Source organism: Micromonospora salmantinae (genome assembly GCF_022230905.1).
In the GTDB taxonomy this organism is placed as follows: Bacteria; Actinomycetota; Actinomycetes; order Mycobacteriales; family Micromonosporaceae; genus Micromonospora; species Micromonospora salmantinae.
Genome location: NZ_JAKKFG010000004.1, coordinates 663,651 through 687,293 on the forward strand (window position 1 = coordinate 663,651; position 23,643 = coordinate 687,293).

Consider the following 23,643-nt stretch of genomic DNA (forward strand, 5'->3'; position numbering starts at 1 on the left):
CATGGACGTTCTCACCGAGCTGCGCCCGTGGCAGGAGACGTTGCGCGCTCAGTTCCCGCTCATCGCCGCCAACCCCGACGTCGCGTACCTGGACAGCGCCGCCACCTCGCAGAAGCCGCAGGCGGTCCTCGACGCCGTCCTGACCTATCTGACGACGGGCAACGCCAACGCCGCCAGGGGCACCTATCCGTGGGCGAACCGGACCACCACCCGCATCGAGCAGGCCCGCGACCGGCTGCGCCGCTTCCTCGACGATCCGGCACCGCAGCGTTCGGGTGTGCATTTTGTCAGCGGCACCACCGAGGGTCTGCGCGCCATCGCCCGCGACTGGCTCGCCCCGCAGTTGCGCGACGGCGACGAGATCATCGTGCCGTTCGCCGATCACGCGGCCAACAACGCACCCTGGCTGGAAACCGCGGAGCTGCTGCGTCACCAGGGCCGCCTGTCCGTCGCCGTACGGGCAATGCCCTACGACGCCGCCCATGACTACGACATCGACCGGCTCGCGGCGATGATCAATGTCCGTACGCGCCTGATCGCCGCGACCCACGTGCACCACGTCTACGGCAACGACATGAACGTGCACAGGCTGCGCGCGGCCGTCGGACCGGACATTCCCATCTGCCTCGACGCCGCGCAGGGCGTGGGGCACCTGCCGCTGTCCACGGCGACGACCGATGTCGACTTCGTGGTGTTCTCCGGGCACAAGGCGATGGCCCTGCCGGGCAGCGGCGCGATCTGGGCGCGCAATCAGCGTGGTCCGACGTACGCGCCGGGCGGCTGGAACGGTTCACCAAACACCAGTGGCATCATCAGCCTTGTCGCCGCACTGGACTGGCTCGACGCCGCCGGCCTGGATCGCATCGCCCGGTGGAACACCGCGCTCGGCGCGCGGCTCACCGACGGGCTGCGCACGCTGCCCAACGTTGAGGTGCTGGGCTGTCAGAGCAGCCTGGCCGCCGACACCCCGACGCAGCAGCGCCAGGGCATCGTGGCCTTTCGCCACCATCTGATCGGCTCGAACGACCTCGGGTTCATCCTGGCCGCGCATGGCCTGCTGGTCCGCGCGGACGGTCACTGCCAGGGCGACCAGGGCGAGAAGACGGCATCCGTACGGGTGAGCCTGCACGTCTACAACACCGCCGAGGAGGTGGACCGGCTTCTGTCGGTCTTGGCGGAGCTCGACCTGGATTGACCGACACGCACCGCGATATGCCGGTTCTTCGGTGTCGGATCACCTACGCTGTCGGAAATGGCTTCCGTTATCGTGTGGTCATCCTGTCCGCGCGTCGTCCCGGAGTGCACCAATGGCAACGACCGCCCGCGCGCCCGCCGCCCTGCTGGACCGCGCGCAAGCCGTCCGGTGGCGTGAGAGCTGGGCGCAGGTCATGGGGGGATTCGTGCCGCACCTCGCCAGCCTTGAGGAGACGCTGTGCAGTGTCGCCGAGGCTGTTCGTGGCCGGGCGCCCACGCGGGTGCTCGACCTGGGTGGCGGACCGGGACTGCTCGCCGAGCGGATGGCCCGGCGGTGGACCGATGCCGCGATCACCCTGATGGACATCGATCCCGTGCTGCTCGCGCTGGCGCGCGGTGCCCTGGCCGGTGAGGTGCGGACGCTGGAGGGGGACCTGTCGACCCCGCGCTGGGTGGACCGTGCGGGTGGCGGCTACGACCTGGTCACGGTGGTCATGACCCTGCACTACCTGCCACCGGCGCAGGTCCGTGCGTTCTACGCCGACGCCCGTCGCTGCCTGGCGCTCGGCGGGCTGCTCATCGTCGCGGACCTCATGCCCGACGAGGGGCTTCCGTCCCTGATGGGCGCCTTGAATCCGGCCCCGGGCGAAGCCGTCGCGGAGCTGGCCTGGGCGCGGTGGTGGAACGACATCGCAGAGATGGACCTGCTGCGCCCGCTGCTGGCGCAGCGGGCGGCGATCTTCGAGAACCGCCTGCCGGCCGAGTTCACCGCTCCGGGTTCCTGGCACACCACCGCCGCCCGCGAGGCCGGATTCGGCGAGGCCGGGATCCTCTGGCGATGTGGCAGGCACGCGGCGCTGGCGGCCATGGCCTGAGGGTCGACCGCCCGGGTCCCCGGACGCTGCGGAGACAACACATGCACGTGTGGTCATCTCGCTATTAGACGATACTTAGCGAAAACGATTACCGTTCCGCATCTCAGGAATGGAGTGTTTTCGTGAAGCATGGACAACGCACGATCATCGCCGCGGCGACCGCCGCCGCGCTTGTTCTTCTCAGTGGTTGTGGCTCGGGAGACGATGCCGCCAAGGGCGGCAGCAACGCCTCGTCCGGCACCGGGCTCGCGGTGGTCGCCACCACCCCCGAGGTGGCCGACTTCGTCCGCACCATCGGCGGCAGCGACGTCACCGTCACACAGATCATCAAGCCGAACGTGGACCCGCACGACTACGAGCCCACCCCGGCCGACATCCAGGCGATCGGTAAGGCCGCCATCGTCGTCAAGAACGGTGTCGGCCTCGAGGAGTGGCTCGACCAGACCATCGAGTCGGCCGGCTTCAAGGGCACCGTCGTCGACTCCAGCCAGGGCGTCACGCTGCGCGAGGGTGGCCACGAGGAGGGCGAGGAAGGCCACGAAGAGGGCGAGGATGCGCACGAGGGCGAGGAGCACGACCCGCACATCTGGCACAACCCGCTGAACGCCAAGACGATGGTCGCCAACATCGAGAAGGGCCTCGCCGCGGCCGACCCCGCGCACGCGGCCGCCTTCGCGGGCAATCTGAAGACCTACACGGCCGAACTCGACAAGCTTGACGCCGACAACGAGGCCGCCTTCGCCAGGATCCCTGCCGATCAGCGCAAGCTCGTGACCAACCACGACGCCTTCGGCTACTACGTCGACCGGTACAAGCTGCAGTTCATCGGCTCGGTCATCCCCAGCCTCGACACCTCCGCCGAGCTGAGCGCGAAGCAGCTCAACGAACTCGTCGCGAAGATCAAGGCGACGGGTACGAAGGCCATCTTCGCGGAGACGTCGCTGCCGCCCAAGAGCGCCGAGGCGATCGCCAACCAGGCCGGCGTCAAGGTCATCGGCGGTGAGGACGCCCTCTACGGCGACAGCATCGGCGCCGAAGGCACCCCCCAGGGCACCTACCTCGGCGCGGAGCGGCACAACACCCAGGTCATCGTCACGGCTCTGGGCGGCTGACATGGACGATGTCGCGGTGGCCGACGCCGCCGTTCGCTTCACCGAGGTGAGCGTCGGCTACCACGGCACGCCCGTGCTCACCGACGTCAACCTCGAACTGGTCCCCGGGCAGCGCCTGGCCCTGATCGGACCGAACGGCGCCGGCAAGTCCACGCTGATCAAGTCGATCCTCGGCCTGGTGCCGGTCCTCGCCGGCACGTCCACCGTGCTCGGGCGTACGCCGGCCCAGGCCCGGGCCCGCACGGGATACGTCCCGCAGACCGACTCCCTCGACGCCGACTTCCCGGTGACCGCAGGCCAGGTCGTCATGATGGGCCGCTACCGGCGAATCGGCTGGTGGCGGCCCACCCGCAACGCCGACCGTCGAGCGGTGCACGAGGCGCTCGACCGCCTCGGCCTCGCCGATCACGCGAGGACCCACTTCGGCGTGCTCTCCGGCGGCCAACGCCAGCGGGTCCTGCTCGCCCGCGCCATCGCCGCCGAACCACGGCTGTTGCTGCTCGACGAGCCGTTCAACGGCGTCGACGCGGTGAGTCAGGAAGCCATTGTGTCCGTCCTTCGCGAACTCAGCGCGGTCGGGACCACCCTGGTGCTGAGCACCCACGACCTGACGGTCGCGCACGAACTCGCCGACGCGGTCTGCGTGCTCAACGGGCGACAGTGGGCGGTCGGCCCGCCCGACGAGACGTTGACGGCCGATACGCTGCGCCGGGCGTACGGCGGACACGCCGTCGAGCTGAGAGACGGCCGGACAGTGCTGGTGGAACCGTGATCGAGCCGTTCACCGTACCGTTCATGGGGCGCGCCCTGGCCGAGCTCGCGCTGCTCGCCCTCATCTGCGGACCGGTCAGTGTCTTCGTCTTCGCCCGCCGCCTGTCGTTCGTCTCCGACGCGCTGACGCACACAGTGTTTCCCGGCGTCGTCATCGGGTTCCTGGCCGGGGGCATCGAGGGCATCGTCGTCGGGGCGCTGGTCGCCGGCGTCGTGACCGCTGTGGTGCTGACACTGCTCAGCCGAGGCGGGGCGCTGTCCGACGACGCGTCCACCGCCGTGGTGCTCACCGCGATGTTCTCGATCGGCGTGGTGCTCGTGTCGCGGCGCTCCTCGTACACCGCGGATCTGACCTCGTTCCTCTTCGGGCGCATTCTGACGGTGACGCCGCGCCAGATCGCGGAGACCGCCGTGCTGGCGGTCGTCATCCTCGGGCTGCTGCTCTTCAGTGCCCGCGCCCTGATCTTCCGGACCTTCGACCCGGCCGGAGCGGCCGCCGCCGGCTTCCGGGTCGCCTGGCTCGATCTGTTGCTCAACATCATCGTCGCGCTCGTCGTCGTCGCCGCGGTGCGCGCCGTCGGCACCATCCTGGTGGTGGCGCTGCTCATCGTGCCGGCCGCAGCCGCCCGCATGCTCACCACACGCCTGTCGCTGATGGCGGTGATCGGCACCGTCCTCATCCTCGTCGCCGCATACGGCGGTCTGTTGGCCAGTTGGACGGCGTCAGTCGACTACGGCATCTCCCTGACCTCGGCCTCCGCCGTCGTCCTGCTGCTCGTGCTCGCCTACCTGCTGCTGCTCCCGCTGGGAGCGCTGCGGTCGAGGCACAACCGCGGGCGGATCGTCTCCGACGCAAGGAGGTCCCCGCATGAACTGGTGGGATGACGCGCTGCACCGGGCCACGGCCGAGGTGCTGCTCGCCGGCGCGCTCGCCGGACTCGTCGGCGTTCACGTCGTGCTTCGCCGGCTGTCCTTCTTCACCATGGCACTGACCCATGCGACGTTCCCCGGGGTGGTGGCCGCCTCCATCATCGGCGTCAACATCGTCATCGGCGGCGTGGTCGCGGGGGCGATCGTCGCGCTGGGCGTCGCCGCGCTCAGCCGCCACCGAAGCCAGAACACGGCTGCGGCGACCGGCGTCATGCTCTCCGGTGGCTTCGCGCTCGGCGCCGGGCTCGTCGCCACCCAGAGCGGCTTCAGCCGAGACCTGACATCGTTCCTCGTCGGATCGATCCTCACGGTCAGTCCGCAGGATCTCGTGACCACCGCGGTGGCGCTCGTCGTCGTCGCGGCCGTCCTGCTGGTCTGCGCCCGTCCACTGCGCTACACCGGCTTCGACCGGGCCGGCGCACAGGCGGCCGGCTTCGCGACCGGTGTCTGGGATGTCGTGCTGTTGCTCGTCATCCAGGTGGCGGTCGTGACGATCGTCCCGGCGATCGGCACGATCCTCGCCCTCGCCCTCATAGTGGCACCGGCGGCGGCGGCGCGCCAGTGGTCGCACCGGCTGAGCATCATCACCGCCCTGGCCGTCACGTTGGGCGCTCTCAGCGGGCTCGGCGGCCTGTACGCGTCGAGCCGCTGGGACGTCGCCGCCGGCGCGAGCATCACCCTGACCGCCACCGCGATCCTGGCCCTGTCGACAGTGCTGGCCCGGCTGGTCAGATCCCGGCCCACGGCGACCGCCCGCCTGCGGGCGTTCCCCGCATGAGCACCGCACCCCTCGACGAGACGAGGCGCGCCCTGGACCGCGCGGTGGTCGTGCTGCGCGCCATGGCGTACGAGCACCGGATCCATATTCTCGTGCTGCTGCAGGACGGCGAACAGACGCCGGCCTCGCTGGCGGAGGCGATGTCCGCGGACTCGACGCTCATTGCCCGCCACCTGCGGTATCTCAAGGAGGCCCGGTTGATCCGGCGCAAGCGTCGCGGGCGAGAGGTCACCTACACGCTGCAGGGGGAGGCCACCAGGCGACTCATCACGGAGGTGCTGCACCACGCCGAGCACTCGGCCTGAACATCGCAGGCGCACGACGGCTACTTATAGTTCAGCATCGCGTTAATTCAGTAGATGATGTACTGTCGTGTGGTGGAGACGTTGACGCACGGGCAGGTCCTGGCTCGCTTCGGTCACGCCTTGTCCGACCCGGTCCGAGCCCGGCTCCTGCTCGCGCTGCGCGAAGGCCCCGGCTATCCGGCAGACCTCGCCGACCTGCTGGGCACGAGCAGGCAGAACCTGTCCAACCACCTGGCCTGTCTGCGTGGCTGCGGCCTTGTCGTCGCCGTACCCGAGGGTCGCCGGTCGCGCTACGAACTCGCCGACGCGCGCCTCGCCCATGCCCTGGGGGATCTCCTCGGTCTCGTCCTCGCGGTCGACCCGGCCGCCTGCCCGAGCGCCGAAACCGAGGGCTGTTGCTGATGAGCCTGCCGCTCATGCCGTTGGCCGCTGGACCGCCGTCGGCGCGACGGACGGTGTTGATCCGTCGGGTACGGCTGTTCGTGGCCGTGACCATCAGCTACAACCTCATCGAGGCGACAGTGGCGATCAGCGCGGGGACGATCGCCTCGTCGACCGCGCTGATCGGCTTCGGCCTCGACTCGATCATCGAAGTCGCCTCGGCCGCCGCGGTGGCGTGGCAGTTCTCCGGCGCCAACCACGAACGCCGCGAACGCACCGCCCTGCGCATCATCGCCATCTCGTTCTTCGCCCTCGCCGGCTACGTCAGCGTCGAGTCCGTACGCGCGCTGCTCGGCACCGAGCGCCCCGAGCACTCCACGGTCGGCCTGCTGCTCGCGGCCGTGTCGCTGGCGGTCATGCCGATCCTGTCCGCCGCGCAACGGCGCGCCGGCCGCGAACTCGGCTCCGCCTCCGCGGTCGCCGACTCGAAACAGACCCTGCTGTGCACATACCTGTCCGCCGTCCTGCTCCTCGGATTGGCAGTCAACTCGCTGTTCGGCTGGTGGTGGGCCGACTCGGCCGCCGCGCTGGTCATCGCCGCAGTCGCGGTCAAGGAAGGCCGGGAAGCCTGGCGTGGCGGCACCTGCTGCGCTCCGGTCACGGTGCCGCGCGAACCCACCGGGTCCGGCTGTACTGACGGCTGCTGCACCCCGAGCAGGGCGAGGGCCCACCGGGAACGGGGAAAGGGGTCTTGAGCGTGGGCCTCGTCTACCTGGCGCCGCACCTCACGAACTGACGCAGCGCATCGAGTGTCGCCGGGGCGAGCACGTTCGAATTCGCGGGGTCGGTCAGAGCGGCGAGTAGCCGGTAGGCGGCATCGGCTTGGCGGACGACCACGGCGGCGCTGTAGGCGCGCGAGCGAGGGGGGCCGGGGTGCCGCTGCGCCCCGGCCCCTCGCTCCGATACGGAGTGGAGGGTTCTCAGCTCACCCGCAGCGTTGACCGTTGAGGTTGAAGGCGGTTGGCGCCGGATTGGTGCCGCTCCACGTGCCGTTGAAGCCAGTGCTGGTGGACGCGCCGGAGGCGAGTCTGCCGTTCCAACTCATGCTGTCGGCGGTGACGCTCGTTCCGTTCTGTTTCCAGGTGGCCGACCAGCCCTGGCCGACCTTCTGGCCGGTGGTGGGGAAGTCGAAGGCGAGTTTCCAGCCGTCGATCGCGGTGGTGCCGGTGTTCTTGATCGTCACGGTCGCGGTGAAGCCGCCCGGCCAACTGTTCGCCGTGTAGCCGACCGTGCAGCGGACGGTCGGGGCGGTGGGCGCGGTCCGTACGGTCAGGCCGGGGGAGGCCGCCGAGACGTTGCCCGCCGCGTCGCGGGCGGTCACCACGAAGGTGTACGGGGTGTCCGGTGTCAGCCCGGTCACGGTGTACGTGGTGCCGGTGGCGTTGCCCACCTTCACGGTCCCGGCGGTGTCGACCCGGTGCACGTCGTAGCCGGTGACGGCGGTGTCGTCGGTGGACGGCGTCCAGGCCAGCGAGATGCTGTCGCCGGTGATCGTGCCGGCGGTCGGCTTGCCCGGGGCGGTCGGCGCCTGGGTGTCGCCGGGCGTGGTGTCGCGCGGCAGCACCAGGTGGGTGATCGAGTTGGCCGGGAAGGTGGCAGTGAGGCCGCCGGTGGTCACCGGCTGGTCTGCCTCCCGCACGACGCCGGCGAGGTCCGCTCCGCTGTAACGGTAGACCTGAGCGGTGCTGGCGGAGGCGCCGGTGAGGGCGACCGGGCTGGTGAGGTCGTCGCCGGTCTTGTTGATGACGACCACTGTGAGGGCCTTGTCGGCGCTCCGCTCGGCGGCGTACACGGCCAGTTTGCCCTGGTCGGCGCTGGTCGCCTGGACGGAGGTCTCGCCGAACGCGCCGCCCTTGCCGTCGTAGTTGCGGTAGACGCGGAAGGCGTTGGCCACCGGCTGGTCGGCCTCGGGTGCGGTCCAGAGGGTGGCCAGGTCGAGCCCTTCGCGGCCGAAGATGCCGAGGACGTCAGCCTGGGCGAGCGCGCCGTTGAGCGACCCGTGGCCGCCCCAGTTGTACTCGGTCATCGCGACCTTCGTGCCCGGGTAGTGCTGGTCGACCAGCTCGCGTAGGCGCGGGATGTACCGGACCGGACTGTTGATCCAGCTCTCGTCCACGTAGGTCGGGTCCCAGAGTTGGCGGGTCGAGCGCAGTCGCAGCGCCTGGGTGTCGGCGTCGCCGGCCGCTTCGCCCAGTACGCCGGACTGCTGCGGGTAGAGGTGGACGTCGAAGTAGTCGAGGATGCGTGTGCCGTGCTGCTGCTCGTACTCGCGCATCCGGTCCAGGTACCACGGGCCGAGGTCCTGGCCGCCGTGCGCGGCCTTGTCCGGCGGGTTCGACCAGCAGCCGGTGCGCGAGCAGGTGTCCTGGTCGAGGCCCGAATAGAGGATCGAGTTCAGGCCCCAGCCGACGGGACCGAGCGTCTTCGCGCCGGGGTCGGCAGCCTTGATCGCGGCGGCGTACTCGTAGGTGCGGTCGCGTAGCTCGTCGTAGCCCAGCCCGGCCGGGCGGACGTCGCGGTGGGTGGAGTGCCACAGGTCCGGCTCGTTGTCCAGGTTGTAGAACTGGACCCCGCCGTCGGCGGCGGCGCCGAACTGCCCCTTGAGGTGGTTGACGAAGTCTGTGGCGTACTCCGGACCCACGGCGACGCTGGTGTCCTCCGGATCGTTGCCGGTGACAGGTGACCCGTCCGGCTTTATGCCGTTGCCGCAGTCCGGTGCCCACTGGTCGGTGGACTGCTGTGGGCCGTACTTGGCGACACTGAAGCCACACGCCCGCGACCGGTCCTTGGCGATCCAGCCGAGCAGAGGCAGTGTCATGACAGTGGCGGCGCCGTTGGCCTTGTTCTCCTGCACGAACCGGTCGGTCTCCGAGCCCTCCGGAAGGTCGGCCGGACTCGGGTTGTCGTTGGGGATGTTCTCGAAGTACCAGTCCGACGCGCGGTTGGTGGTGTCGGCTCGGAAGTTGTAGCGGGTGGTGGCGTTGCCGCCGTAGCGGTGCACCGGCAGCCGCAGGTCGCGGGCGAGAGCCTGGTCGGCGAAGTTCATGCCGTAGACGTACGGGCTGATCTGGTGCCGGGCGGCAGTGGTGTCCACGGCCAGCGCCGGGCCGGCCGCGGCCAGGGCGGGCTCCGGCAGGGCCAGACCGCCGAGGGCCGTGGCGAGCACGACCGGAAGTAGAGCTGTGGTGGGACGCACGAGCATTCCTTTCGCAGAGGAGCTCGACGATGGGAGCGCTTCCACAGCGTTGCGCTTTCCTGGCTCCGAGTCAACGCCGCAGGGTGGTCCACTGCTGGCCGACCGAATGCAAGCGTCACATATAATGACGCCCGTCAATGTGGTTGTGCCTGATGCGGTGGTGCCGGAACAGCCCGGATCGCCGCAGTGCGGAGGCAACCGCGCCGCAACGGTGCGAGCGGGAGCATCTCAGCGTCGCACGGCCGGAAAGTTCCTGCTGGCCCGGCCCCTGTGGCGGGAACCAGCCGTCTTGGAGGATGACAGTGCGCAGATTTCTCGCGGTGTTCAGCGCCGCCCTGATCCTCGGCGCCGCAGTCGGCAGCGTTCCGGCCGGCGCAGCGGGGGCCTCCCCGCCCTCGTGCCCGCGTGGCCTGCTTTTCTGTGAGGACTTCGAGCGACTGCCTCCCGGGGGGCCCAGCACGGTGAACTGGGGCGTCGACACCCGGAACGGCACGCTCACCGTCGAACGTGCCCGTCGTGGCAACCAGGTGCTGCACGTCCACACCGTCGACAACGGACGCGCCTTCCTGCGCGTCGACGACTTCGCCGCGCCGGGCAACCGCTTCTACGGCCGCATGCGCCTGCGCGTCGACGCCTTCCCCACGGCCCCGGACTGGGCGCACTTCACGCTGGTGGAAGCGACCGGCACCGGCAGCGCGGAGGTCGTCCGTCCGATCGGTGGGCAGTACGCGCCAACGGTTCCCGGAACCTTCTGGGGGGTTGGCGCCGACGGCGGTCCGACCGGCGACTGGACCAACTGGCGGGAGTCCGCCCCGGTCGTCGAGGACACCTGGCAATGCTTCGAGTGGAAGATCGACGCGGCGGACAACCGCGTCGCGGTGTGGATCGATGGCGTGGCGAACCCGGAGCTGACCGCCTCCACGAGCGACCACGGTGGCAACGATGTTCCCTTCGTCCTCCCGACGGTCGACACGGTGAAGATCGGCTGGCAGCTTTACCAGGGCGGCACGACACCGGGCGAGTTTGATCTCTGGATCGACGACATCGCCCTTTCGAGCAAGCGGCTCGGCTGCTGATCCGGGGCCAGTCCCGATGAATGTCCCTGCCGGGGGGCGGCTTTGCTGCCGCACCCCGGCGGCGGACCGGCCTCCATGGCGATCATCGATGCCTCCCGCTACGATCCGACATCGACAGACTACTGAGCGTTGATGTGTGCTGTCCGCGCGTCCTGGACGCTGGCAGTCCGGCGCCGGACGAACCGGCCTGAGGATCACGCCGTCTCGACGAAGGGGACCCGGATGACGGAGAGCGCGCAGACCACCGAGAGTCGAACCGTTCCGCCGGCCCGGTCGTACCCGTTCAGTGTGCCCGACCGCCTCGTCGTCGATCCGACCTACGGCGAGCTGCGCGAGAACGAGCCGATGACCCGGGTGAAGCTCCCCTACGGCGAGGAGGCGTGGCTCGCCACCCGGTACGAGGACGTCCGTACGGTCCTCGGCGACGTGCGGTTCGGCCGCGCCCCGGCCGTCCAGCGCGACGAGCCCAGGCTCACCCCACGCCAGCAGTACAGCGGCATGCTGACCCTGGACCCGCCCGATCACACTCGGCTGCGCCGGCTGGTGGCGAAGGCGTTCACGGCACGTCGGGTAGAGGCGCTGCGACCCCGAACCCAGGAGATCGCCGACGCGCTGGTCGACGACATGATCCGGCTCGGTTCTCCGGCCGACCTGGTGGAGCACGTCGCCACGCCGCTGCCGATCCAGGTGATCTGAGCTGCTCGGGGTCCCGTACGCCGACCGCGACCGCTTCCACATCTGGTCCGAGGCGATCGTCTCGACCACTTCCCTGCCCATGGAAACGATCCAGGAGTACCTGAACAATCTCTGGGGCTACATCGGTGATCTGGTCGCCGAGCGCCGCCGCGAGCCGGGGATCGACGACCTGCTCGGCGCGTTGGTGCGGGCCCGCGACGAGAATCAGGATCGGCTCAGCGAGACCGAGCTGGTGGAGCTGGCCGGAGGGCTGCTCGCGGCCGGCCACGAGACCACGGTGACCCAGATCCCCAACTTCGTCTACGTGCTGCTGCAGAATCCGGACCAGCTCGCTCGGCTGCGGGCCGATCCGTCGCTGGTGCCGGCCGCGGTCGAGGAACTGCTGCGGTACGTGCCGCTCGGCGTCGGCTCCTCCTTCGCCCGGTACGCCAAGGAGGACGTCGAGGTCGGCGGTGTTCTGGTCCGGGCAGGTGAGCCGGTTCTCGGCTCACTGTCATCGGCGAACCGGGACGGTACGGTCTTCGCCGACCCGGACCGGCTGGATCTCGATCGCGAGCAGAACCCGCACCTGGGCTTCGGGCACGGCGTACACCACTGCGTCGGCGCGCAGTTGGCCCGCATGGAGTTGCAGGTCGCCGTCGCCACCCTCGTGACCCGCCTGCCCGGATTGCGGCTCGCCGTACCGGCAGCCGAGCTGGAGTGGAAGCGGGGCATGTTGGTGCGGGGTCTGCTCGGCATGCCGGTGGCCTGGTGAGTACCGCCTGGCGGATCGGGGTGGACTCGAGCCGGTGCATCGGCACGAGCATCTGCGCCGGTACCGCGCCCGAGCACTTCCGCCTGGTCGGCGGCCAGTCCGCGCCGCTGGCCGACGTCGTCGCCCCGGCCGACGTCATCCTCGACGCCGCCGACTCGTGCCCGGTCGAGGCGATCACGGTCCACGACACCACCGACGACCGGCTGATCGCACCGCAGGATTGACCCGAGATCGAGCCCGGCCGTCTGCGCCCACGAGCTGGGCAGGTGCGGAAGTTTCGGCAGATCAGCGACGAGACGGTCGCTCTGCCGCGGCGGCTCTGCTGACGGCTTGCGCCAGCACTCCGATCCGGTTCGCCTTCGCCGACCAGGGCTTCGCCGCCGTCTGGTCGACTGGTGCCGCAATCTCCTCCGGGCGGTGCTCGACGGCCCGCTCAATCACTGACTTGGAAAGAGGGCAGTCAGAAGCGGTTTGCGTATCTCGCGGCGGCCAGTGTGGCGAAGGCACTAAACGAGACACCGGTCGACGGACTTCTGCCGGGAGTTGGAACAAACTTCGATCAGGATCAGTCGTCTATCGGACCTATTCCGGGGACGGCTGGCCTCGTTCATCAAGCTCCGGTCATGCGAAAATTCACTCGCCGTACCGCGGATTGTCAATGAGCGACACGTTCCAATAAAAGACATACACGAGTTTCATTCGTCATGAGGTCGGCGTACGGGGGCACCGACATGTCGTGGCCACCTGACCAGGCAGTGCACCAGCGGCACGAGGATGATCATCATGACCCAAACGACAACGGCGAACAGTACCTCGACCGAACCCGCCCCCTTGCGCCATTCGATCAGCAGGCAAATTTTCTGGCTACTGCCCGTCGCCTTGGCCTCGGTCGGAATCTGCGTGTTGTTGTTTCAAAAAGAAGCGTGGGGTGCGAACGCCGCGGCCATCATCAGTGTGCCGATCAACATCGCGGCGATCGTGGTGACGATCCTGGTCGACCGGGGCGCATTCAAGACTCCCGCCCTCCGCAAACCGGGTGGCAAGTCGTGGAGGATGAAGGGCGCTGTCTACTTCACCGCGGGCACCCTCGTCCTCAGCGCCGCGTTCTGGTGGTTCCAACGGGAGCCCGATCCGTTCGACTACATGTCGGGCGAGGTCCGGATCGGTTACAACGCGTTCGAGTACGAGGGCTGGCACACCGACAAGGACGGCGGGACCGGGTTCGATGTCGCACTGGCCAACGAGATCCAGTCGCACTTCGCGGACGCCCACCTGAAGTGGGTGGACCTGGGCACCCTGGACAACCGGATCAACGCGTTACACGGGAAGTGGCGTGCCACTGACCGGAGCCCGCTCCAGGAACCCGTCAAACTCGTGATCTCCAATTTCTCGATGACACCGGAACGAGCCGAGGTGATCGACTTCGCCGGACCCTACTTCGTCGACACCCAGGGCTTCCTCAGCCGGAGCGATGCCAAGACCATCGCGGCGATCCCCCGTGGCAAGGTGTGTGCCATCAAGGGCTCGACCACCTTCAGGAGACTGGATCAGATCAACTGGAATCCGGTGCCGGCCGACTCCATCGCCGAGTGCATCAACAGATACAAGAGCGGGGAGATCGATGCCGTGTCGGGCGACCGTTCGGTCATCGCCGGATACGCCCGAGCGGTTGGCGTGAGTCCACCGATCCCGCTGGGGTACGGATCGGAGAAGTACGCCATCGGCATACCGAACAACATGCCACGGCTGTGCGGCGAACTCAGCAAGGTGATCACCGACTTCCTGGAGTACGGCTGGCAAGCCAATTTCGACACCACCCTCGGAACCCTCGGCCTGTCCGAGTCACCACCACCGCAAGCCGTCGACCCCTGCCAACCGGCAGCGCCGTGGCTGGACCGGTAGCACCGCCCTCACCGTCCCGCGATCTGCGCCGTGAGGGTGAGGGTGCTGTCCCGGAAAGACCCTGCTTCGCCACCGGCCGTACCGGCAGTGCCCGCTGCCGTTCAGCCAGACGGCAAGGCGGATCTTGGACACTGCGATGCTGTGTGCTCCTCTGATCCGCAGGATGCCAGGTAGCCCCCGGTCGCACCGGCGTCAGACAGCCGCCGTCGCCGGCTGCCGGGCGATCGGAGATGCTCATGACCACCCCGATGGGCTCGCGCCGGCACCGCCCCAGCGACGACGTCCGGCGGCTGCACACAGCGCTGCTGCGGATGCCCGCCGACATCGCCACCGACGAACTGGTCGACGCCCGGTACGGGCCGACCACCCGGCGTGGGGTGGCCGAGTTCCAACGGGCGCACGGGTTGCCGGTGACCGGCACGGTGGACGGGGCGACCCGCGACGCGGTGCAGATGGTGCTGGCCGAGCCGCCGTCCCGGTTCGTCGTGGTGGGTCGGGTGCGTTGGGTCGATGGGCAGCCGGCGAACGCTTTGACGGTCGGCGCGTTCGACCGGGACCTGCGGCACGCCGAGCAGCTCGGCGAGGCGACCACCGGAGACGACGGGCTGTATCGCGTCGACTATTCGCGGGAACGGTTCACCCGGTCCGAGAAGCAGTCCGCCGACCTGTTCGTCCGGGTGTCCGCTGGTGATCGTCTCCTGTCCGACCCGCCGCTGAGCGCGGTGCTGTTCAACGCCCCCGAGCTGGCCGTGCTCACAGTGGATCTGTCCGGTGGCGGGGACCGGGAACGCAGTGAGTACGAGCGGATCCTCGCCACGATCGTCCCGTTGCTCGGCCAGATCCCGCTGTACGAGCTGCGGCAGGACGACGAGGCCGAGGACGTGACGTTCCTGGCCGCCGAGACCGGACTGCCCGCGACGGCGCTGGCGCACTTCGGTGTGGCGCAGAAACTGGCCGCGTCCTACAAGCTGCCGGCGGTGTTCGGTTACGCGCTGTTCGCCGAGCGGACGCTGTTGACCACGAGCCGCACCGGCGCCGCGCTCGCCCGGTTCGACGTCGATCTGAACACCGAGCTGCGGCCGCTGTACTACGACATCGCCCTGCTCGACGAGCACCTGGTCCGGAACGCCGTCGCCGACGCCGTGCGCCATCGGTTCGTTCCCGAGGACCTGCTCGGCGAGCTGGACCGGATCCTCGACATGCTGGCCCGGGTACGGCCGGAGGCCAAGGAGTACGTCGCGCAGGAACGACCGAAGGTGTTGTACGGGCGGGTGGAACGGTTCCTCGCCGACGGCGCGCACGAGCGTGTCCAGAGTCTCCTTGCCGCTGACGCCGCCGGTGACCTGCCCGGGCTGATCGCCCGGCTGGCCGACGCGGCGGCATTCCCCGACCGGTCGGCCGCCGAAGCGGCCGGCGCGGCGAGCGTGCTGGCCGAGGTGCTGGGCTACGACGAGACGATTGTCGACCGGGTCCGCGACCGCGAGGGGATCGAGGGGGCGGCCGACGTACGCCGGCTGGCCCGGCTGGCACCGGCGGACTGGCGGCGGGTGTTGGGGGACAGCGCCACGGATGTCCGGGTCGCCGGTCAACCGGTCCGGCCGGAGTTGATCGACCTGCACGCCGGCGCGCTGGCTCGCAAGTTGGAGAGACGCTATCCCACCACGGCCTTCACCGCCCAGCTCGAACGCGACGCGGGCGCCGCAGCCGAACGGTCCGACGGCAGCGGCGATCGGCCCGACCCCGGTCGACGGGCTGACCCCGACGAACAGCCCGGCAAGAACGAACAGCCCGGCGACGACGAGCGGGCCAGCGCCGCCGAGCGCGCCTTCGGTGGGCATCGGGACGTGGTGCTCGAACTGCTCACCGCGAATCCGGACTTCGACCTAGCGACCGGCAACGTGGAGCGGCTGCTGCGGGACCACCCGGAGCGGCTGCGGACCGGGCGGCCGGCGCTCAAGGCCGCGCAGCGGATCTTCAAGCTGGCGCCGACCTATCGGCAGACGACGGCGTTGCTGGCGGCCGAAGTGCCGTCGGCGGCCCGGATCCACGCCCTCGGCGAGACGCGGTTCGTGGCCACCGCCGTGGACACCGGCCGGTTCACCGACGAGCAGGCCCGGTCGGTGTATCGCCGGGCTGTGGACGTGCACGTGGCGAGCGGGCTGCTGGCCGGGGAACTCCAGAGCGCGGCGCGGGCGCTGCCGGTCCGGGCCCTGGGCGGCTCGGCGGCCCCGGACCTCACCCCTGTCAGCGCCGACTTTCCCAACCTGAGCAGCCTGTTCCAGCTCGCCGACTCCAGCTACTGCGAGCCGTGCCGCAGCGTGCACAGCGCCGCCGCGTACCTGGTGGACGTCCTTCAGTTCCTCGGCAACCGGCTGGTGACCGACGCCGATACACCGGGTCCGGCCACCAAGGTTGCCCGGGACGTCCTGTACGGTCGCCGGCCGGACCTCGGTGACCTGGATCTGAGCTGCGAGAACACCGACCTTCCGCTGCCCTACCTGGATCTGGTGTGCGAGCTGCTGGAGGAGGCGGTGGCGCCGGACGCGGGCCTGGCGTTCGGGGGCCCGCTGAGCGGCGGCGTCGATCCGGTGGAGGCGCCGTCGGCCGGGCTGCTGAGCCTGTTGCAGGGCCAGGGATGGCCGTTCACCGACCGTTCCCTCGTGTACGAGCCGGACCTGGCCGGGGCCCGCGTGGTACGGGACATCGGCGTGGTGGCCAAGGCGACCCCGGACGGGGCCGGCGGGTGGCTCGTGCGCCGATTGCGCCAGACCACCGGCACCGCGCTGGAGTTGGCGGCCGCGCCGCAGTACGTGAATGCCGCCGCCTACACCCTGCTGGCGGGCAGCCGGTACGCGTTCGCCCTGCCGTTCGACCTGGCCCACGAGGAGACCCGCAGCTACTTCGCCCAGTTCGACATCGCCCGGGCCGACGTGATGCGGGCGCTGCGCCGGTCGGCGGGCCCGAGCGACGAGGCCATCGCGGCGGAGGAACTGGGGATCAGCGACGCGCAGCGACAGTTGGTGGTCACCGCCGACCCGGCCGCTCAGGACGACATCTGGAACACCGCGCCGCTCGGCGCTCTGGGCGGCATCGCCCGGGTGGACAACTTCCTCGCTCGGGCGCGCCTGGACTATCGGGAGTTGACCGAGCTGCTTTCGCTGGCCTGGGTCAATCCCGGGAACGCCATGTTCGTCAAGCACCTGGACACCGGCTCCGACCTCAGCGCAAAGCGGATCCAGCAGCTCACCGACGCGCGCCTGGACCGGATGCACCGGTTCCTGCGCCTGCTGCGCGCGCCCGCCTGCACCGGTTGGACGCCGCCGTTGCTGGACCGGGCGATCCGAGCCGACGCGCTGGGCGGTGGCGCCCTGGACGACGACCTCCTGGTCGCGGTGGCGGCGCTGCACCGGCTCGCGGCGCGGCTCGGGCTGCCGTTGCCCGAGGTGGTCGACCTGTTCGCCCCGCTGGACGGGTCGCGGTACGCCGAGGTGTTCCGCAACACCGCGAACGGCCCGGTCGTCGAAGCGTTCGAACCGGCCAACGTGCTCGCCAACGAGCAGGCGGAGCTGACCACACCCGGCTCGGGCGCTCCGCTGTCGGCGCACGAGGCGTACCTGGCGACGTGCCTGGGGGCAACGACGGCGGACACCGCGCTGCTGGTGGCCGACCTTCCGGCCCCGGCGATCGTCAGCAACGTCGGCCTGCACGCGGTGTACGCCGGGACGATGCTGGCCCGGGCGCTCGGGCTCACCGCCACCGAATACCTGATCATGAAGGATCTGATCGGGTCGGATCCGCTCACCGCACCGGCCACCGCGCTGGCCTTCGTCGAGCGGTTCGACGCCGCCCGGGCCGGCACCGGCATCCGCCCGGCGGATCTGCGGTACCTGCTCCGACACGTTGCCGACGACCTGGCCGCGCGGGACCTGCCGGACGAGACGCTGACCGCGGTGCTCACCGGGTTGCAGGCCGGCTACCAGAGCGGGTACGCGGCGACCCGACCCGCTGTCGACCCGGCGGCGCCCCCCGAGGAGAACCTGCCGGGTATGCGTGCCCTGCTGGCCACCGTGCCCGGGATGACCGAGGCGGACCTGGCCGGCTTCGCGTCGATCGTGGACGGTGGTTGGACCGACGCGGTGACCACCCCGGCGCAGTTCGTCGACGCGAAGCTCGCCGCCCTGGTGGACACCACACCGATAACAGCGGCGATCGTGGCCAGCCCCACCGAGGCCCAGCAGACCACGCTGCTGCTGGCCATCACCACGGCCCTGTCCAGCTCGGCGTACACCCGTACCAAGCAGGAGCTGGCGGTGGCGGCGGTGGCCGACACCTTCGGGTTCTCGCCGGACGCCGCCGCCACCGTGCTGGCCGGCGCGGAGCTGACCCGGCCGCTGCTCGCGGTGCTCACCGACGACGCGCTGGTGGACCTGGTGAACGAGCCACCGGCGCCGCCGGCGGTCACCCCGGCCGGGTTCGACGAGCAGTACCGCGCGCTGCGCCTGCTGCACGTGCTGAGCCGGCTCGTCGACCACCTGACGGTGCCCGATTCGGACCTCGGCTGGCTGCTGACGAACGCCGGGTCGCTCGGCTGGCTGGCCCCGGACCAGGTGCCCTACCAGACCGGCCGCCCGCCGGCCCCGTTGGCCGACTGGATCCGGTTGGCCGCCGGGGTCGAGCTGGCCCGCACCTACCCGCCGGTGGCGAACCCGTTGGACGCGGCCGCGCCGTGGACGGTGTCCGGGCTGTTCGACCTGGTCCGGGCGGCCGGCACCACCGCCACGCAGGTCCACACCCATCTGGCGCAGCTCGGTGGCTGGGACGCCGCGGTGCTGGCCGACCTGGACACCCACCTCGAACTGTCGGCGATGGACCTCACCGCGTACCGGTCGCCGGCGACGATCCAGCGGTTGGTCCACGCGCTCACCCTGCTGCGCCGGCTGGGCCTGCCGGTGGCGGCGGCGGTGCCGCTGGGCCAGCCAGTCACCACGGCGGCGGGGGCGGCCACCATGCGGCAGGCCCTGAAGGCGCGCTACGCCGAGGCCGAGTGGTTCGGGGTGCTCCAAGGGGCGCAGGACCGGCTGCGGGTGGCCAAGCGGGACGCGCTGGTGGCGTACCTGTTGGCCGAGAACCCTGGGCTGCGCGACACCAACGACCTGTACGACCACTTCCTCATCGATGTCGAGATGGGCGCCTGCATGGCGACGTCGCGCATCGTGCAGGCGCACGCCACCGTTCAGTTGTTCGTGCAGCGCTGCCTGCTGGGCCTGGAGCCGGACAGCGTCGCGGCGGTCACCGAGGATCCGGGTTGGGACCAGTGGAACTGGATGGCCAACTACCGGGTGTGGGAGGCCAACCGGAAGATCTTCCTGTATCCGGAGAACTGGATCCTGCCGGAGTTGCGGGACGACAAGTCGGAGCTGTTCACCGAACTCGACGACCAGTTGCAGCAGGACGAGCTGACCGACCTGGCGGTGGAGAACGCCACCATCACGTACCTGGAGAAGCTGGACGACCTGGCGCACCTGGACGTGATGGCCTGCTACTACCAGCACGACAGGCATCTCATGCACGTGTTCGCCCGCACCCGGGGCGGCGACCCGACGGTGTACTACCACCGGCAGTTCGAGCGGGAGCGGTACTGGACGCCGTGGCGGCGGGTGCCGCTGGACATCGCTGGCGACCACCTGCTCGCCTTCGACCGCAACAGCCGGCTCACACTGGCCTGGCCGGTCTTCACGCAGGAGACGGACACGGCGCAGACCTCACAGATTCCGGACCCGGACGGCATTCCGCCGGGCGGCACGGAGACGGAGCGGCCGCGCCGACGGTGGCGGATCCAGCTGGCCATCGGCGAGCGGACGCAGGACCGCTGGCAGCCGAAGAAGATCTCCAAGGACGCGCTGTACTACCCGGCCAGCGGCTACCGGGAGGACCTTCCGGCGGCGGACGAGTTCACCTGCTTCGCGTACGCGGCCGGCGCGGCCGGCCAGGCGATCAGCGTGCTCACCGGCACCGAGTTCGTCGGCTCGTTCGCGTTGACCGGCTGCCGAGGCTATCCGGAGCCGGTGCCGGGCGGCGGCTCCGGCAACCTGCTGCTGTCGCCGGTGTTCAAGGACACCGAGCTGCTGGCCGAACGCTTCACCGAACTGGTCTCCCGGACACAGAACGACCTGGCGATCAGCACCCCGCTGATGGGCGCGTTCCAGACGCTGGTGGCGCAGACGCCCGGCCGGTTCCGGGTGACGTACCCGATGCAGATGTCGTTGCTCGACTGGATCGTCATGCTGCTGGGGCTGGCGCAGAGCGTCCGAGGCACCCACGACCGCCGGCCGGTGCTGCCACTGGGCACCCTGATGCCGTACTTCTACGGCGACTACGACCGTGGTTACGTGATCATCCCGGGCTTCTACGACCGGCGTGCCGAGGACCCGGCGGATCGGATCGAGAAGACGTACAGCGACGTGGACGAGTTCGCCCGCGACGTGTTGGCGCTGCTCACCGAGTACCTGCGTCGATACGCCGAGGACCCGGCGCACGACCTCGCGGCCGCCGTGCAGGCGATGACCGAGGACGCCGAGTACCACCGGCTGGTCGCCGAGTTCGAGGTCTACGGCACCCTGTCGTACGGGGTGAGGTTCGCGAACTTCTACCACCCGCTGCTGTGTTTCCTGCGGGCCACTGTCTACCGCTCGGGCGTGCCGGCGATGCTGAGTCGGACCACCCAGCTCACCAACACGGGCTTCGACTTCGCTGCCACCTACCAGCCGGCGCCGGTGGTGGTGTCGCCGTACCCGGTGGAGGACCTGGACTTCGCCGCCGACGGCGCGTACGCGGGCTACAACTGGGAGCTGTTCTACCACCTCCCGTTCGACATCGCGCTGCGGCTCAACCGGGACCAGCGGTTCGCCGAGGCGCGCAACTGGTTCCACCACATCTTCAACCCGGTCGGCACCGCCGACGGCGCCTCCGCCCCGCAGAAGTACTGGGTCACCAAGCCGTTCTTCCAGACCGGAGTGCCCGAGCTGCTCAACCAGCGGATCGGCGACATTCTCACGGCGATCGCAGCCGACCCGTCGGGGGCCAGCATCACCGACCTGAAGTTCGCTGTGGAGCAGTGGCGGGCGAAGCCGTTCAACCCGCACGTGGTGGCCCGCAGCCGGCCGGTCGCCTATCAGCTCGCCGTGGTGGTCAGCTACATCAAGAACCTGGTCGACTGGGGTGACCAGTTGTTCCGGCAGTTCACCCGGGAGTCCGTCACCCAGGCCACCCAGCTCTACATCCTGGCCGACAAACTGCTCGGGCCGAAGCCGAGCGTGGTGCCGCCGCTGGTCAGCCCGGCGCCGGCCACCGTCAACCAGCTCCAGGCCAAGGTGGACCTGTTCGGCAACGCGCTGTTGGACCTGGAGAACCTGATCCCCGACCTGGACCTGCTGCCGCACGGCGGGGCGGAACTGCCCAGCCCGCTGAGCTACTCGGCGCTGTACTTCTGCGTCCCACCCAACGAGGAGATGCTCCGGCTGTGGGACCTGATCGCCGATCGGCTGTTCAAGATCCGCAACTGCCAGAACATCGACGGCGTGGAGAGCATGCTCGCCCTGTTCTCGCCGCCGATCGACCCGGGGGCGCTGGTCCGGGCCGCCGCCGCCGGCATGTCCGTCTCGTCGTTCCTGGCCGGGCTCGGCGCACCGCTGCCGAACTACCGGTTCCGGGTGCTGGCCCAGAAGGCCACCGAACTCGTCGGGTACGTCGGTGAGCTGGGCGGCGGGCTGCTCGCGGCAATGGAGAAGCGGGACGCCGAGCAACTCGCCCGGCTGCGCGCCGGCCAGGAGATCGCCCTGCTCGACGCGGTACGGGCGGTGAAGGTCGCCACCATCGCGGAGGCCGAGGGCAACGTCGCGGCGCTGGAACTGAGTCGCAAGGTGGTGGAGGAGCGGCAACGCTACTACGCCGGCCGGCCGTACATGAACGCCTGGGAGATCACCGCCACCGCTTTGTCCGGGGTGTCGCTGCTCGGCGAGACCGCGATCGCGGTGGGCTACATCCTCTCCGGCGGGCTGAAGCTGATACCCAACTTCACCGCCGGCGGCGCCGGCTTCGGTGGCTCACCCACCGTGACCCTCACCCTCGGCGGGGACAAGGCCGGTGCCGCCGCCGACTCGGCGGTGATGACCCTGGAGGCGATCGCCCGGGCCCTGGACAAGGCCGCCGGGATGGCCGCCAACCAGGGCGGCTACCGCCGCCGGATGGACGACTGGGAACACCAGGCGGCGCTGGCCGGTCTCGAACTGACCCAGCTCGACCAGCAGCTCCTCACCGGGCGGCTGCACGTGGCCATGCTCACCGACGAGCTGGCGGCGCACGACCGGGAAGCCGACAACGCCCGGGCCACCGAGGAGTACCTGCGCGGCAAGTACACGAACACCGAGCTGTACCAGTGGATGGTGAGCCGAGCCAGCTCCGTCTACTTCGGGGCGTACCAGCTCGCCTTCGACGTGGCGAAGAAGGCCGAGCGGTGCTTCGCCCACGAGCTGGGCAGCGAGGCCACGTTCCTGCAACCCGGCTACTGGGACAGCCTGCGCAAGGGGCTGACCGTTGCGGACGCGCTGCGCCACGACCTGAAGCGGATGGAGGTGGCCTACCTCGACCGGCACAGCCGCGAACGCGAGCTGACCCGGCATGTTTCGCTCGCACAGCTCGACCCGGCGGCGTTGATCGAGCTGCGGGCCACCGGCAGTTGCGTGGTCAACGTGCCGGAGGCGCTGTTCGACCTGGACCACCCCGGGCACTACTTCCGCCGGCTCCGCACTGTCAGCCTGTCCATCCCGTGCGTGGCCGGCCCCTACACCCCGGTCACCGCGAAGCTCTCCCTGATCGGCAACCGGTACCGGACCGACACCGCGGCCCGGCAGGGCGCCACCAGCGCCAAGGACAAGTACACCGAGGTGCCCGGCGACGAGCGGTTCGCGTACAACGTGGGAGGGATCGAGTCGATCGCGACCAGCAGCGGCCTCAGCGACAGCGGCATGTTCGAGCTGAACTTCGCCGACGACCGCTACCTGCCGTTCGAGGGCAAGGGCGCGATCGGCACCTGGCGCCTGGAACTGCCGACGGCAGTTCGCCAATTCGACTACGACAGCATCAGCGACATCATCCTGCACCTGCGGTACACGGCCCGCGACGGCGGCTCGACGCTGCGCGGCCTGGTCGAGGACTCCCTGCGGGAGGCGCTCAACGAGATGCTTGTCGACGCCGGTCGGACGGGGCTGTACCAGGCATACAGCCTGCGCCACCACTTCCCGGACGAGTGGTGGCAGCTCACCCAGCAGCAGAGCACCGCGCTGACCGTCGGGCCGGAGCACCTGCCGTACCTCGCCCGCGACCACCAGCCGGTGGTGGACCAGGTGACCTGGTACGCCCGGGTGGACGGTGATCCCGGGACGTACGACCTCACGGTGGCCGCTGACCCGGTGACGTTGAACCGGGACGCCGACCTGCGGCAATGCGTGGGTCAGTCCGATCCGCTGGTTCTCGGCACCCCGGTCACGCTGGCGGCCGACCCGGACGGCCTGACCGACCTGGTCGTCCTGCTGCACTACCGGCTCGACGGCTGAGG

General features: G+C 69.9%; 16 protein-coding genes. 15 read left to right on the forward strand and 1 reads right to left on the reverse strand.

The features are described 5' to 3' along the window. Position 1 precedes the first annotated feature (1 nt). From PSH03_RS05260 to PSH03_RS05300, 9 genes are all read left to right on the forward strand, one after another. Positions 2 to 1,195: an aminotransferase class V-fold PLP-dependent enzyme gene (locus PSH03_RS05260; protein WP_238688425.1), complete on the forward strand. Its 1,194-nt coding sequence runs from the start codon at positions 2 to 4 to the stop codon at positions 1,193 to 1,195. A gap of 112 nt (positions 1,196 to 1,307) precedes the next feature. Continuing rightward, positions 1,308 to 2,069 carry a methyltransferase domain-containing protein gene (locus PSH03_RS05265; protein WP_210780533.1) on the forward strand — a complete coding sequence of 254 codons (762 nt, stop codon included), beginning with the start codon at positions 1,308 to 1,310 and terminating at the stop codon, positions 2,067 to 2,069. Between the two features lie 122 nt (positions 2,070 to 2,191). Next, positions 2,192 to 3,181, forward strand: coding sequence for a metal ABC transporter substrate-binding protein (locus tag PSH03_RS05270; RefSeq protein WP_238688426.1), 990 nt, complete (start codon positions 2,192 to 2,194; stop codon positions 3,179 to 3,181). Between the two features lies 1 nt (position 3,182). Continuing rightward, a complete protein-coding gene (locus PSH03_RS05275; protein WP_210780531.1) occupies positions 3,183 to 3,953 on the forward strand; it encodes a metal ABC transporter ATP-binding protein in 771 nt (256 codons plus the stop codon). Further along, positions 3,950 to 4,837, forward strand: coding sequence for a metal ABC transporter permease (locus PSH03_RS05280; RefSeq protein ID WP_210780530.1), 888 nt, complete (start codon positions 3,950 to 3,952; stop codon positions 4,835 to 4,837). The genes PSH03_RS05275 and PSH03_RS05280 overlap by 4 nt, the downstream gene beginning before the upstream one ends. After that, positions 4,821 to 5,660, forward strand: coding sequence for a metal ABC transporter permease (locus PSH03_RS05285; RefSeq protein WP_210780529.1), 840 nt, complete (start codon positions 4,821 to 4,823; stop codon positions 5,658 to 5,660). Before PSH03_RS05280 ends, PSH03_RS05285 begins: the two co-directional genes overlap by 17 nt. After that, positions 5,657 to 5,965: an ArsR/SmtB family transcription factor gene (locus PSH03_RS05290; protein WP_210780528.1), complete on the forward strand. Its 309-nt coding sequence runs from the start codon at positions 5,657 to 5,659 to the stop codon at positions 5,963 to 5,965. The genes PSH03_RS05285 and PSH03_RS05290 overlap by 4 nt, the downstream gene beginning before the upstream one ends. Before the next feature lie 57 nt (positions 5,966 to 6,022). Next, positions 6,023 to 6,367 carry an ArsR/SmtB family transcription factor gene (locus PSH03_RS05295; RefSeq protein ID WP_210780706.1) on the forward strand — a complete coding sequence of 115 codons (345 nt, stop codon included), beginning with the start codon at positions 6,023 to 6,025 and terminating at the stop codon, positions 6,365 to 6,367. Further along, positions 6,367 to 7,101: a cation efflux transmembrane domain-containing protein gene (locus PSH03_RS05300; protein WP_210780527.1), complete on the forward strand. Its 735-nt coding sequence runs from the start codon at positions 6,367 to 6,369 to the stop codon at positions 7,099 to 7,101. The genes PSH03_RS05295 and PSH03_RS05300 overlap by 1 nt, the downstream gene beginning before the upstream one ends. Before the next feature lie 230 nt (positions 7,102 to 7,331). Here the strand turns inward: PSH03_RS05300 and PSH03_RS05305 are convergent, their stop codons facing one another. After that, a complete protein-coding gene (locus PSH03_RS05305) occupies positions 7,332 to 9,602 on the reverse strand; it encodes a glycoside hydrolase family 44 protein (RefSeq protein ID WP_210780526.1) in 2,271 nt (756 codons plus the stop codon). 527 nt (positions 9,603 to 10,129) lie between these two features. Here PSH03_RS05305 and PSH03_RS05310 point away from each other — a divergent pair. The 6 genes from PSH03_RS05310 to PSH03_RS05335 all read left to right on the forward strand — a co-directional run bounded on the left by PSH03_RS05310 (position 10,130) and on the right by PSH03_RS05335 (position 23,641). After that, a complete protein-coding gene (locus PSH03_RS05310) occupies positions 10,130 to 10,678 on the forward strand; it encodes a hypothetical protein (protein ID WP_238688427.1) in 549 nt (182 codons plus the stop codon). 222 nt (positions 10,679 to 10,900) lie between these two features. Next, on the forward strand, positions 10,901 to 11,374 hold the full coding sequence (locus PSH03_RS05315) for a cytochrome P450 family protein (protein ID WP_238688428.1): 474 nt from the start codon (positions 10,901 to 10,903) through the stop codon (positions 11,372 to 11,374). 79 nt (positions 11,375 to 11,453) lie between these two features. Further along, positions 11,454 to 12,128 (forward strand): cytochrome P450, encoded by a 675-nt coding sequence (locus PSH03_RS05320; protein WP_238688429.1) that lies wholly within the window; start codon positions 11,454 to 11,456, stop codon positions 12,126 to 12,128. After that, positions 12,125 to 12,352 carry a ferredoxin gene (locus PSH03_RS05325; RefSeq protein ID WP_210780523.1) on the forward strand — a complete coding sequence of 76 codons (228 nt, stop codon included), beginning with the start codon at positions 12,125 to 12,127 and terminating at the stop codon, positions 12,350 to 12,352. Before PSH03_RS05320 ends, PSH03_RS05325 begins: the two co-directional genes overlap by 4 nt. Before the next feature lie 559 nt (positions 12,353 to 12,911). Then, the gene (locus PSH03_RS05330; RefSeq protein WP_238688430.1) at positions 12,912 to 14,030 is read left to right on the forward strand and encodes a transporter substrate-binding domain-containing protein; all 1,119 of its coding nucleotides are present in this window, start codon (positions 12,912 to 12,914) and stop codon (positions 14,028 to 14,030) included. A gap of 236 nt (positions 14,031 to 14,266) precedes the next feature. Next, complete coding sequence (locus PSH03_RS05335; RefSeq protein ID WP_238688431.1) at positions 14,267 to 23,641, forward strand: Tc toxin subunit A-related protein; 9,375 nt, start codon at positions 14,267 to 14,269, stop codon at positions 23,639 to 23,641. The last annotated feature ends 2 nt before the right edge of the window (positions 23,642 to 23,643 follow it).

Coding starts and splice junctions, on each gene's coding strand:
- PSH03_RS05330 (WP_238688430.1), top strand. CDS start 12,912: ATGACCCAAACGACAACGGCGAACAGTACCTCGACCGAACCCGCCCCC.
- PSH03_RS05285 (WP_210780529.1), top strand. CDS start 4,821: ATGAACTGGTGGGATGACGCGCTGCACCGGGCCACGGCCGAGGTGCTG.
- PSH03_RS05315 (WP_238688428.1), top strand. CDS start 10,901: ATGACGGAGAGCGCGCAGACCACCGAGAGTCGAACCGTTCCGCCGGCC.
- PSH03_RS05295 (WP_210780706.1), top strand. CDS start 6,023: ATGTACTGTCGTGTGGTGGAGACGTTGACGCACGGGCAGGTCCTGGCT.
- PSH03_RS05320 (WP_238688429.1), top strand. CDS start 11,454: ATGGAAACGATCCAGGAGTACCTGAACAATCTCTGGGGCTACATCGGT.
- PSH03_RS05335 (WP_238688431.1), top strand. CDS start 14,267: ATGACCACCCCGATGGGCTCGCGCCGGCACCGCCCCAGCGACGACGTC.
- PSH03_RS05300 (WP_210780527.1), top strand. CDS start 6,367: ATGAGCCTGCCGCTCATGCCGTTGGCCGCTGGACCGCCGTCGGCGCGA.
- PSH03_RS05290 (WP_210780528.1), top strand. CDS start 5,657: ATGAGCACCGCACCCCTCGACGAGACGAGGCGCGCCCTGGACCGCGCG.
- PSH03_RS05265 (WP_210780533.1), top strand. CDS start 1,308: ATGGCAACGACCGCCCGCGCGCCCGCCGCCCTGCTGGACCGCGCGCAA.
- PSH03_RS05275 (WP_210780531.1), top strand. CDS start 3,183: ATGGACGATGTCGCGGTGGCCGACGCCGCCGTTCGCTTCACCGAGGTG.
- PSH03_RS05260 (WP_238688425.1), top strand. CDS start 2: ATGGACGTTCTCACCGAGCTGCGCCCGTGGCAGGAGACGTTGCGCGCT.